At 48.1% G+C, this 12,528-nt stretch carries 13 protein-coding genes; 2 read left to right on the plus strand and 11 right to left on the minus strand.

Annotated elements, in window-relative coordinates:
• Positions 1-26: 26 nt before the first annotated feature.
• The 4 genes from CVU71_03550 to CVU71_03565 form a co-directional block, all read right to left on the minus strand.
• A complete protein-coding gene (locus tag CVU71_03550; GenBank protein PKN20865.1) occupies positions 27-530 on the minus strand; it encodes a hypothetical protein in 504 nt (167 codons plus the stop codon).
• Positions 531-566: 36 nt separating this feature from the next.
• Complete coding sequence (locus CVU71_03555) at positions 567-1,388, minus strand: hypothetical protein (GenBank protein PKN20866.1); 822 nt, start codon at positions 1,386-1,388, stop codon at positions 567-569.
• 9 nt (positions 1,389-1,397) lie between these two features.
• The gene (locus tag CVU71_03560; protein ID PKN20867.1) at positions 1,398-1,946 is read right to left on the minus strand and encodes a hypothetical protein; all 549 of its coding nucleotides are present in this window, start codon (positions 1,944-1,946) and stop codon (positions 1,398-1,400) included.
• Positions 1,947-2,083: 137 nt separating this feature from the next.
• Positions 2,084-4,861 (minus strand): hypothetical protein, encoded by a 2,778-nt coding sequence (locus CVU71_03565; GenBank protein ID PKN20868.1) that lies wholly within the window; start codon positions 4,859-4,861, stop codon positions 2,084-2,086.
• A 375-nt stretch (positions 4,862-5,236) separates the two neighbouring features.
• Between CVU71_03565 and CVU71_03570 the strand changes: the two genes are divergently transcribed.
• Together CVU71_03570 and CVU71_03575 are read left to right on the plus strand one after the other, a co-directional pair.
• Complete coding sequence (locus CVU71_03570; protein ID PKN20869.1) at positions 5,237-8,677, plus strand: hypothetical protein; 3,441 nt, start codon at positions 5,237-5,239, stop codon at positions 8,675-8,677.
• A gap of 143 nt (positions 8,678-8,820) precedes the next feature.
• Entirely contained in the window at positions 8,821-9,507 is a 687-nt protein-coding gene (locus tag CVU71_03575; protein ID PKN20870.1) for a hypothetical protein, read from the plus strand.
• Here CVU71_03575 and CVU71_03580 read toward each other — a convergent pair.
• From CVU71_03580 to CVU71_03610, 7 genes are read right to left on the minus strand one after another with little or no spacing between them, the layout of a single operon-like run.
• Positions 9,501-9,707 (minus strand): hypothetical protein, encoded by a 207-nt coding sequence (locus CVU71_03580; GenBank protein ID PKN20871.1) that lies wholly within the window; start codon positions 9,705-9,707, stop codon positions 9,501-9,503. The two genes, CVU71_03575 and CVU71_03580, sit on opposite strands and share 7 nt — an antisense overlap.
• Positions 9,707-10,168, minus strand: a complete 462-nt coding sequence (locus CVU71_03585; protein PKN20872.1) for a hypothetical protein — start codon at positions 10,166-10,168, stop codon at positions 9,707-9,709. Before CVU71_03585 ends, CVU71_03580 begins: the two co-directional genes overlap by 1 nt.
• On the minus strand, positions 10,165-10,632 hold the full coding sequence (locus tag CVU71_03590; GenBank protein PKN20873.1) for a lysozyme: 468 nt from the start codon (positions 10,630-10,632) through the stop codon (positions 10,165-10,167). The genes CVU71_03585 and CVU71_03590 overlap by 4 nt, the downstream gene beginning before the upstream one ends.
• Positions 10,629-10,817, minus strand: a complete 189-nt coding sequence (locus tag CVU71_03595) for a hypothetical protein (GenBank protein PKN20874.1) — start codon at positions 10,815-10,817, stop codon at positions 10,629-10,631. The genes CVU71_03590 and CVU71_03595 overlap by 4 nt, the downstream gene beginning before the upstream one ends.
• Complete coding sequence (locus CVU71_03600; protein PKN20875.1) at positions 10,814-11,143, minus strand: hypothetical protein; 330 nt, start codon at positions 11,141-11,143, stop codon at positions 10,814-10,816. The genes CVU71_03595 and CVU71_03600 overlap by 4 nt, the downstream gene beginning before the upstream one ends.
• Before the next feature lie 20 nt (positions 11,144-11,163).
• Complete coding sequence (locus CVU71_03605) at positions 11,164-11,496, minus strand: hypothetical protein (GenBank protein PKN20876.1); 333 nt, start codon at positions 11,494-11,496, stop codon at positions 11,164-11,166.
• A 12-nt stretch (positions 11,497-11,508) separates the two neighbouring features.
• Positions 11,509-12,528, minus strand: a complete 1,020-nt coding sequence (locus CVU71_03610; GenBank protein PKN20877.1) for a hypothetical protein — start codon at positions 12,526-12,528, stop codon at positions 11,509-11,511.

The following is a 12,528-nucleotide window of genomic DNA, read 5'->3' on the forward strand; positions in this document are numbered from 1 at the left end:
ATTTTTCTATCGTTTTTCCGGTGCCGCTATTCCATACTTTTCTCTTTAACCCTGCGATAGGGCATCACGATCTTGCCGTCGTCCGTAATGATGAAGACCTCTCGGGCAAATTTATCCCCCATGTTGATGCCAACCCGATATTCCACATTTCTTTTTAACGGCGCCGGTCCGATGACGTGGGAAAACTCATCCAGTATCTGCCCGTATTTTATCCGCCGCAGATTGGGATATTTTCTTTTTTTCACGGGAGTGGCCAGGTCGTGGTGAAGCGCCCACATCGTTTCCCCGTCACGCTTCCCCTGGTCGGGGGTGAAAACCTGCACCTGGATCGCGGCGATTTCCCGTTCTTCTTCCAGCACAAAATACAATTCGTTGCCGATCATCACCACATCGACCGGAACCGGTCCGATGCAGGAGTAAAAACATATGCCCAAGGCAAGCAGCAACAACATCCCTGCAAAACGTTTTACGGCTTTCATTTTAAGTTTCACTTTGACGCAACATTTTTTTGCATGCAAACATATGCCCACTGCTTTTTCATTTCCTCCGTCATTCCCGGCCGTTTATTAATCGATAAAACCTGTTTTTGCGCCTGTCATGTTCCGGCCGTCATGGGTGAGCGTGCAGTTATTCCTGCCCAACCCTCTTTTCGGCACAATTGTGATCGTTTCAGATCCCCGGATAATTTTATAATCTTCACCGGATAATTTTGACAAGTATTCCTCCACCGGCATTCCCGCCCGCGCCATACCGCAGGCATCCGCAGCCATACGCTTCGCCTGACTCATCTCATAAACAAAATACCCGGCTGATAAACTGATCAGCAGGGCCATCGCATAAGCTGTTTTACGAACAAGCGGACGGATTTTTCTATTATCGGACTTTACCCCGGCCTGCGGCCAGAAGATTTTCCGGGCTGTCTTGCGCAGGAAATAATAAAGACCCGCCATTCCCAGGATAAACAGCAGCGGCGCGCCTTTTTCGCTTTCAAAGAGCGGCATGAACGGCAGAATAAAAAAGGACAGAAATATTAAAATGGCCGGGTAGCGGGCCCAGAGCGCATACCGGATCACGCCGGAGCCGGTAACTGTCGCGGCGAACGCGTAAAGGACGGCCACAACAACAGTGGTAATGCCGTCTGCTGCAATCAGTCGGATATTGATCAGAACAAGAACGCAAATGAAAAGCAGGGCAAAACCGATGACCCGGATGGCAGCATAGGCATTTCGTTCGTCTTTGAGCTGCTTTTTTTCTTCGTTGGTTACCCAACGGTTGTGAAAAAGCCGCATTTTCTTACTCCGGGCTTCCTCTTCCGTCATTCCATCACGGGGAATGCCCCAATCCGTATTGATCAATAAATCCGTTCGTTCCGGCTGATATTTTTTCATCAAGATGCTTCACCTATCCCGTCGGCTGAATATTTTTACCGTCTGGACGCAATCCCTGTGATGATCCGCCGCTGCAACAGACTTCGGCAAATTTCTATGGGGATCGTTCCGATGGCTTCTTTTGAAGTAGGGATCATCCTGGCTGCCTGTGAAAACAAACAAGATAAACAGAAAGACCAGCAGCAAAAAAAGAACCAGCCCATTCGCTCTTAACCTGAAGAACGCCGGAAGCAGACCGGACAGGCCATTGTTTTGTGTCTCCCCGCTTTTCGGGATGCTGTATAACAGCCCCATAATCACTAAAGGCCCAAGAAAAGGAAAAACAGTTACTGCTACAATCACGTAGAATCGCCAGTCGATCAAAGGCCGGCAGCCTCTGTTCTTCAATTCCGCAAAGGCGCCGATGATAAAAAGAAAACAGGAGAAAAAAAAGACAATGCCGAAAAAATATTCTCTACCGGAAGCCGCCATCATCGCTGCAAGGAAGGCGGCAGCATGGCTGATCAGTCCCGTAAAAAGAGTATTTCTTCCGATGCCGGTATAGGCTATTTCCTTCATGATATCATCTTCTCATCCAGGATATTGTTCCGTTTATGCAAAACGGGATAAATTTCCAACAGCTAAAATGCCGCCAACATTGAATTATAAGGTTTTTTAACGATTATCCCCATATGGCATATCCTGTTTCATGATCTTTACTCGAGTGTTTCTCTGACCTTCGCGGCAAGATCTCTTAAAGAAAACGGTTTGGAAATGAATTTTATGCCCTCATCAAGAATCCCCTGGCGCGCAATCACATCTGCCGTGTACCCCGACATATAAAGACATTTCATACCCGGTTTAATGGGGATAATCCGTTCCGACAGTTCCTTTCCGTTCATATCCGGCATCACGATATCGGTAAGCAGCAGGTCAATGTTTCCGTCATATTCTCCGACCAGTCGAACGGCCTGATCTGTTTTACTGGCCGTCAGCACCCTGTAGCCCAGTATTTCCAGCATGTCGCGGCTGAGTTTCAGCACCGATTCCTCATCCTCCACAATTAATATCGTCTCGGTGCCGCTCTGCGCTTCCACCCCTTCCTGATGATCAGAAGATTCCATGATCGCCGCGCTGTACCGGGGAAGATAGATCCTGAATGTTGTTCCCTGTCCCGGTTCGCTGTAGGCATTGATGAATCCGCCGTTTTGTTTCACGATTCCATAAATAGTGGCCAGCCCCAGACCTGTCCCTTGTCCGATATTCTTGGTCGTAAAGAATGGTTCAAAGATATTGGCCAAGACTTCTTTTTCCATTCCACAACCGTCGTCGCTCATCGTCAATAAAACATATTCACCGGGAACGCATTCCGGCATGCCTGAACAGTAGGTTTCATCGCATATCTTATTGGACGTTTCGATAATGATTTTTCCCGCCATATTCATTGCGTCACGGGCATTCACCACGAGATTAACCAGAATTTGATCAACCTGGGAAGGATCAATCCTGACATTCCAGAGTTTCCGGCCCGGCATCCAGACCAGATTGATGTTCTCGCCGATAAGTCTGTTGAGCATCTTGAGCATGCCGGTCACCATGTCGTTCATGTCCAGAACCTCGGGGCTGATCGTCTGCTTGCGGGCAAACGCCAGCAACTGACGGGTCAGATCCGCCGACCGTTTCGCCGCGTTCATGGTGTCTTCCAGGGCATTACGGAGGAATTCAGGGGAGTCAACTTTGCGCATCGCCATTTCCGTATTGCCGATAATCACGCTGAGCATGTTGTTAAAATCATGGGCGACGCCACCGGCCAGTTGTCCGATGGCATCCATTTTCTGAGCATGGAACAGCTGCTGCTCCAGATTCTGACGATCTTCCTCCAGTCGCTTCAGATCAGTAATGTCCTGCATGCTGAAAATAGCACACGTATCTTCAGCGATTTGAATGGATCGGACGGAATAGAGGGCGCTGCGCACCACGCCGTCCTTTCGCCGGAATTGAAACTCACGAGATAATACGTCCCGGCCAGCCTTCAATTCCTCAATCATAAAATCCCGATCAAAAGGATTGCTCCAGAAATTAATTTCATGGGAAGTTTTTCCTATAGCCTCGCTTCCCAGCCATCCGGTAACCTCTTCAAATCCTTTATTTGCATCAATAATGAGTCCATCCTTTATTCGTGTAATGGCCATGCAGTCCGGTGTCGATATGAAGACTTTTCGGAATTTCTCTTCGGACTGGCGCAGCAGCTCTTCCGCATGATGACGTTCCGTACTGTCCCTGCCGATTAACAATACACCTGAAGGTTTTCCATCATCCGTTAATAAAGATGCCCGGATGTCAAACGTCAACGTTTTACCCGAGGGGGGGATCAGTTCCCATTCAAAAGCCAGTGTTTCGCTGAATCCTTCGCGTCTTTTTTGCATCATTTCCTTTTGAACTGAATGCAGATGCGGCGGTGTAAAAGCCAGTAGACTCATCCCAATCAGATCAATGCCGTCCGCATAAATGAGGCTGGCTTTATTCACATACGTTATCCTGAAATCAAGATCCACGGTCACAATTAAATCATGCGCGGTCTCGGCAAGCTGACGATACTTTTCTTCGCTCTTCTTAAGGCGTTCTTCCGCCCGCTTGCGTTCGCTGATATCCCGACACTCACTGACAAAGCCGAACGGCGATCCGTCTTCATTACGCAAAACACCGCCGGTCACCTCAAAAGGAACTTTCCTTCCGCCTTTCATGATCATTTGATATTCACTTGGCCCCTGCTTACGCCCCTCCATGACCAGGGATATATTTTGAATCAGCCTTTCCTGGTCTTCGGAAGCTATGAACATGAGCAGGTTCTGCCCTTCAAGTTGCTCGCGGCTGTACCCACTGAACTGAAGGGTGTAGTCGTTTACATAAAGAATCTTGCCGTCAAGGTCGGTGCGGGCAATCATATCGGGAATCGTGTTAACCAGTCTGGTATAAACCTCCTCACTTTTCCGCAGGGCTTCTTCCGCAAGCTTTCGCTCAGTGACATCCCGCGACACACCATGAAGTCCGGTCAAAACGCCCTGGTCATTGCGAAGGCCGCCAATGGTTGTCTCGAACCAGCGGGTTGACCCGTTTTTATGATAATATTCCAGGATCAGGGTTACTTTTCTGTCGGGATCCGCATGACCCTGTTGTTCGAGGGCAAGCTCCCCGGCCAGAGTCTCGATCGCAAGCGTCCATGACTCCGGTGTCATTTGCTCCTCGACAGTCAGAGGGATTTGATCTTCCTGGTTGAACCCGAGCACTGTTCGCGCGGAGGGGGTAATATAGAGCGTCTGCAAATTCATGTCGGTGATCCATACGACATCGGTCATTTTCTCCGTTAGAAGCCTGTATTTTTTTTCGCTTTCCCGCAACTCCGCGTGGAGTCTTCCGGCCTCCGCAGCTTCTTTTTCAAGCACTTTTATTCTTTGTTCCAGATCATGATAGGCGGGTTTTTTATTCATGGACATGGCGTCTCCAGTTGTTCGGGGAAGAGGCTGTAAGCAATCTGGAAAGACTGCTTTTTGTCATGGGTCTTAATGAAAACACCTCAGCAACAATGAATATTTGCAGTGAAAAGTATAGACAGGTTGGTAGGGTAAGTCAATTCAATAATACCTGCGCTTCGCATTGTGTCTGTTACGTTCATAATTCCTGATTCTCCATTCTATCTTTTTATGTTACATTAAAATCAACAGCCGTTCATACTTTTTGAACGCTGCAGAACCACGCTGAAAATGAGGATAAAACCGCAACCTACGGCGGCAGGAGAAACGGGGTTGGTCGATTCATAATTACATGATACGAATCCTGCACGGCTGTATAAACAAATCAGGAAATTAATCATGAATAACCAGAGCGTGATGAATCTGCATTTGCTTACACTCAAATTCTCCGGAGACTCGGCGGATCTCGAGAAACCATTTCAGCGCGAATACTTCCGGGCTTCACTGCCCCACAATCGTGCGGCTCTGATTATCGGACTATTATTCTACTCGGCTTTCGGCATTCTCGATCTGCTGCTCATGCCGGAACATAAATCCACGATATGGCTGATCCGCTTTGCTGTTGTCGGCCCCGCACTGATCGGGACATTTCTGTTGTCGTTTTCGAGATCGTTTCAATGGTACATAAATCCTTTGATGACCTTCGTCTCCCTTGTGGCCGGCGGGGGAATCATCTGGATGGTCTTTATTGCTCCGCAACCGGTCAATTATTACTATTATGCGGGGGTGATGCTCGTTTTCATATGGACCTATACCTTTGTCCGTATCCCGTTTCTCTGGGCTTCTTTCGCCGGTTGGGTGCTGGTGGTTCTCTACGAAATCTCGGCCATCTGGATCAGCCCCACACCCTTCTCCGTTTTGATCAACAACAATTTCTTTTTTATCAGTGCGAATGTGATGGGAATGATTGCCTGTTATTCCCTGGAATACTATGCCCGGCGTAATTTTTTTCTGATGCAGCAGACGGAAACAGACCGGGAAAGAATCAATTGCATCAATCGGGAGCTGGAAAGCCGCACGGTCGCGTATCAAATCGTCAATCGAACGCTTGAAGAGGAAATTGACGAGCGTAAAAAGATGGAGAAGAAACTGAGGGACAGCGAGGAATTTTTCCGGGAGATCACCATTAATTCATCCGATGTCCTTTTTATTATCAATGGAAAGGGAAGCATTACTTATGTAAGTCCGTCAGTGGAGAGGATCGTCGGCTACAGACCCGACGAACTGATCGGCAAAAACAGTTTTGATTTGATTATACCTGAAGATCATTCCAGAGCCGGTAAAGATTTCGGCATGGCCCTTCTGACAAAGGAAGTTTCCATCCCCAACAACTTCCGCATCCGGCATAAAAACGGCGCCGAACTCATCATGGAGGGTATCGGTAAGAACCTTCTCGATAATCCGGTCATTGCGGGTTTCGTGATGAATGTCCGCGATGTCACCGATCGCAAGCGGACGGAAGAATCACTTAAGGAAACCGAACAACGCTTCCGGTTGATCACAGACAATGTTCGAGACAGCGTCTGGCTTATGGATATGAACCTGAGAACCAACTGGATTTCTCCATCCGCCGAACACAAGCGCGGTTTTACACTGGAAGAGCTTCAGAATCTTTCCCTGGAACAGCATCTTTCACCGCAATCACTTCAAACAGCTCTTGCATTGATCGAGAAAAATCTCACTCCGGACAGATTAGCAAATCATCAGGAAGATATTTCGATAAAAGCAGAACTCGAATTCTACCGCAAGGATGGTTCCACGATGTGGGCCGATACGGTCATTACACTGCTCAGGGACGGACAAGGAATACCTGCCGGCTTTGTCGGTCTTTCCCGGGATACGACCGAACGCCGTGAAATGGAAGAAGCGCTCAGGGAAAACGAAAAAAAATACAGACTGCTGACCGAAAAAATGACCGACATCGTATGGATTGCGGATATGAATTTGCGGACGCTCTATGTTACCCCCTCCGTCCAGACCGTACTGGGATTCACGCAGGAAGAGCGAATGCGTCAGACCATTGACCAGCAATTTACGCCCGATTCATTGTTTTTCGGATTAGAGGCCATGGCCAGAGAGTTGACCCTTGAAGCACAGGGGCAAGGGGATCCCGAAAGAAAAGCGGTTCTTGTCCTGGAATACTATCACAAGGACGGTTCAACCCGCTGGATGGAAACGGTCATCACCGGACTTCGCAATGATCAGGGCGTTTTGACCGGTCTCCATGGTGTTTCCAGAGATGTTACCGCGCGGAAAAAGGCGGAGGATGCTCTTCAGAAAAGCGAAAAGCGATATAGAACAATCTTTGAGAGTACGGCTACGGCTAATATCATCATCGCCGAAGACACAACCATCCTCATGGCCAATGACAATTTCGCCAACTTATGCGGGTATCCGAAGAACGAACTGGAAGGTAAGATGAGTTGGACGGTTTTCATCCATCCTGATGATCTGCAAAAAATGAAAACCTATCATAAAATACGCCGGGTCGATTCCGCACTGGCGCCCTCTTCCTATGAATTCCGATTTTTAAACCGGAAAGGCGAGATGCTGTATCTCTTTATCAGCATCGCCGTCATTCCCGAAACGAAAGAAAGCATCGCTTCTCTGGTCGACTTAACCGGAAGGAAGCAACTTGAAGTACAGCTCACTCAGGCGCAAAAGATGGAATCCGTGGGGCGCCTCGCCGGTGGCGTTGCCCATGACTTCAACAACATGCTCAGCGTAATCATCGGCAATACGGAGATGGCCATGAACAAGATTCAATCCTCTGAACCTCTCTATAGATCGCTGCAGGAAATTATGAATGCCGGAATGCGGTCTGCCGATCTGACCCGTCAGCTGCTGGCGTTTGCCCGAAAGCAGACGATCAGTCCCAAAGTGCTGGACCTGAATGATACAGTAACCGGCATGCTCAAGATGCTCCAGAGGCTCATCGGCGAGAACATTGACCTGGTCTGGCATCCCGGTCACAACCTGTGGAAGGTGAGAATAGACCCGTCTCAACTGGACCAACTCCTGGCTAACCTGGCCGTGAATGCCCGTGATGCCATAGATAAAACAGGAAGGATCACGATCGAAACCGCCAACACCACCTGCGATGCAGCATACTGCATGGACCAGCCGGAATGCATTCCCGGCGCGTACATTTTATTGGTCATCAGCGACAACGGCTGCGGCATGGATAAGGAAACACTTGCCAATATTTTTGAACCCTTCTTCACCACCAAGAAAGAAGGTCAGGGAACAGGTCTTGGCCTGGCTACTGTATATGGCATTGTCAAGCAGAATAACGGATTCATCAATGTGTATAGCGAGCCGGGACAGGGTACAACATTCAGGATCTACCTTCCCCGCTGTATGGATAAAGACATGGAAGCAAATGATGATCAGCAGGAACCTGAAATACAGGGGGGTCATGAGACCATTCTTATTGTAGAAGATGAAGAAACCGTCTTGAAGCTCAGCAAGAATATGCTTGAACTACTAGGCTATAAAGTGCTGGCGGCCGGCAGCAAAGATCAGGCGCTGCAGTTGGCCCGCGAACACAGCCATGACATTGACTTGCTGCTCACCGATGTGGTGATGCCGAATATCAACGGAAAGGAACTGTCGGAGTTGATCATTGCCATTAAGCCGGGTCTGAAGCGTTTGTTCATGTCCGGGTACACGGCGGATGTCATCGCGCTCCAGGGCGTACTGGACGAAGGTGTAAAATTTATTTCCAAACCATTTACTTTAAAAGATCTCGCGACCAGGGTCAGGGAAGTGCTTGGGTAGACACTTTTTTTCTGCATCTTGCCTGTCATGAAACAGCCGGGCAGGTAAACGGCCCTCATTTATCGAACATCTGAAAATACGGATCCATCCAATTTTGATCAAGACAGCCGTCATTCAGCTCATCCGGAAACTTGCGTTCAAAAATGATAACCCGCAGCCTGAAACCGCAACACAAAACAAAAAAAGAGGTTACAGGTAATAGCGTAACCTCTCGATTTTATCTGGTCGGGGCGGCAGGATTTGAACCTGCGACATCTTGCTCCCAAAGCAAAAGACCTGCTTTTTTACTATCTATTATCATTGATTTTTTTACGTTTATTTTGCGGCGACCCCCCTTAAATCCGCTACAAAAACAGCAAATCCACTACAAGACCCACTACACGGAACCCCGCTTTTACTTCGGAGTATTCCATGGCCTTTTCTACTCAGCGATTATCATCCTTCTGATCTTCATCCTCGCCCTCTCGTTGTCCGGCTGCACGTCCCTTGTAACCGATCTACGAAAAGAAGGCTTTGCCCTGACGCATGGGAGCTTTGAGAGGATTCCTGCAGGGCGTGAATTTTCCAGAGAATACGAGCTTAAAATAAAGGTGCATGTCGTGGATAGCCGGGTAAAGTTTAAACATCAGCCTTACCGTGGCGCGGCTATGGGTGTGATCGGGTACGCTTCCACGGGAGAACCACCTGAAATATGGGTGATCGGCAAGCAACTGCCGGACGGAACTATCATCATCAACCAGCACGTTTTAGGCCATGAACTGAACCACGTTTTAAGCTGGCAAGGCGGGGAAGTGGTTAATCCGGATAATTTGGATCAGATGGGTTACTGATTACCGCCTATTTTTTCCCCTGGCTTCGCGCAAATTTTCCTGAACAGCTCCATGATCGTATCAGTGGGAACTTCCGGATGCCTTATGGCTATTAGTTTTAAAATCGTAGCTGCGATGCTTGGAATCAGGAGCATGACAAAAGAAAAGTTATGCCATACCCACATCCACCATTTATCATCGAAAATATATTGAAAGTCCATTATGCTGCCTCCGTATCATAAATTTTCGGTTCACTTTTAGCCAGCGCAGCGCTTTCGGCAAATTCAATCACCGCGTTGTACCAACCCAAGGCCCGGCGCTCGACAATCTTCTTTTCTGCCCACTGGATAGGCTTTAAATGCCCCCATCGTTCGATCATTTTATACCCGTCATCGACTATTAACAGATACAGAAGACCGTCAAAATACTCCCTGCAGGACATCGGAAGAAGCCCTTGCCGTATAGCCTCATAACCTCCATCATGGAAAAAAGCGCCACGCATGCAATAACGACTATCCATCGTTGGACCACTAGGCCCATCTGACGGATATCCATCTTTCAGGGTGAAAATACCATCGGGCGACATTTTCAAGTGTTTTGTCTCGAAAGCGTACCCTTTAAGGGCGGTATATACGGACCAATCGCCCTCGACTGTGTATTTTACCCCGGAACGGTATTTCATTGTCCTGCCTTGTTTTTAATCATCTTTAAAAAGCCGTGGACCCGGTCAACATAAACCTGATTAACAAGTTTTCCCCCTTTATATTTTGGGGTGCCGCAGTTATAAGCCGAAATGCCCTCATCAAGGCTTGGTGCATATTTTTTATAGCACTTCGATAATTTCAGACATCCCCATTCAAGATTTGTTTCCGGATCCATTAATCCAGACCATGGCCCCTTATATCCAAGCTCTCTCGCTACCTGACCCATGATCTGCAGGAGCCCGAAAGATGTTGCCCGTCCTCTGGCTTCATTTTGATCTTTTAGATTCAGCGGGAAAATGTAATGCTCATAAAATGATGGTTCAAAACGTGTCGCGTCCGGTTTTCCGCTGCTTTCAGTGAGAATATGTGCTTCGACTAAGTCTGGGTCAAGCTGGTACGCCGCGGCTTTTAATTCAATAAGTTTTCGTAATTCCTGCTTCATGCTTTCGTATCTATCCTCTGCCCATGCATTAAGATTGATGCCCCCGCTTCAAGCCCGTTTTCGATCAGGCGTTCCCGTAAGATTGACCGTTCCTGAACCCATTCCGCTTTTTCCTGTTTTAACTGGGCGGTTTCATCATTGGAGCAACGATCATTGAATGGGCAAAAAGCACATAGGGCGTTCATTTTTTTATCCTTCGATCAAGACTCTCAATCTTTTCTGCCGTTGTTTTTGTGTTGGATTCAATTTTGTCCAGGCTTTGTTTTATATAAAAGAGGGCCGTCTCCACTTGAACAAGCCGGACTTCCTGCGCATCGTTTTTTAATTGCTGTTCTTTAATTATTGAGATTTGGTCTTTCATTTGGCTGTAAACAACTGAGGCAAAGCCAACCAGAAGGACGCCGACAATGGATAAAAGTATCGCAACGAATAGGCTGTTTCTTACAGGTGGATCTACCTGTTTAGTTTCCACTAACATATTACAATCGCCGTCATGTCGTTTTGGTGTCATGATACCAATCCCCCTTATTTTTATTCAAACCTCGCTTTAATTTCCGCCCTTTTTGCAATCCATTCCTGATGCCTTGCTTCTGCATCCGCATCCTCTGCCGCAAGTAATGCTTTCCACTCGATGTAAAGCGGATCGGCTTCGGTTTTATAAGCCTGCCGCTTCCTAATGACCACCTGAGCCGCTTCATAATCAGCCGCCAGAGAGTCATAGTTCGCTATGATGCCGGCAACTATGGCGTTGTTGGCTTCCGTGTTGTAATCCTCGCTTTTCCAACAGAATTCGATTCCGGATAGAAAAAAATATTCCGGATTGATTCGCTGGGCTATTAATTGGCATAAAATATCTTTATCCATTTTTGCTCTCCTTTAATCAACCCGGGCAAAAGACAGCGACGTGGCGCCGACGTAAGCATCGTCACCTTGAATCACCCGATTGCCGCTATCACCCGAAAGCGACAGCCCAAGATGGATTGTGTCGCCAGAATTTAGATAGACCTGTTTTTCTCCAGCAATGGCAAAATTGTTAAAACTACCAAAGCCCGACGGGGCATTAAACAGACCTAACGCCTTTCGAACGGCGCTGCCATACGTCGCGCTGCCGGTTTTTATATACGCCCAAAGGCTCCAGGGCGCACCGGCGGCCATGCCCATTGCCGCACCCGACATTTTATATTTTCCGGGCTGTTTAACCACAACGCTGATTGCGGAATAAACAGCTATGTCGCTGCCGCTGGTGACTGTTGCTGCCAGATTTTTACTGTAGCCATAATCTGATTTCGGATTCCAGATCACCCGCGGGGCATCGAGGGCCGTTGCCTGAATGGTATGGTCCGGAGTGTCGGCGGTATCATATTGATACCTGATTTTAGCGACTGCCACGCAATAATGGGAGGCGCTGCGGGTGTACGTTGAGCCGTCTTCCAGCAGGAAATAATCATCATCCGTGGCTGTCGTAGTTGTCGGGACTATGGTAAATCCGGAATACCCAGCCAGAGCCCAGACAATGCCGGTCCCGTCCCATATCGCATAGAGCCAGGCTGTCTTGATTTCAGCGTCCAGGGTGCCTTTGCTCCAATAATTAGCAGCATCGGCCATAATGATCTGGGATGTTCCGGAAAGATACGCGGCCGCCCTTGTCCGGAATGTGTGACCATTTCCATCAGGGATAGCCACGCCGATGATGTGCGCCGCGGCAGGAGCGGCCCCGCCGGACTTTGTGAAGATATCCAGCTTATTGACTGCGGCGTTCACGACGGGCTTAAGGTTTCTCGCTAAGCCTAACGCCTGATAATCCCTTAAATAAAGAGTATTGTTAAAGGCCGCGTCTATCTCTGATTTTTTCGACGCGTTTCCAGTCGTAATTGATAATGCTTCTGTCCATGACAT

Source organism: Deltaproteobacteria bacterium HGW-Deltaproteobacteria-6 (assembly GCA_002840435.1).
GTDB lineage: Bacteria > Desulfobacterota > Syntrophia > Syntrophales > Smithellaceae > UBA8904.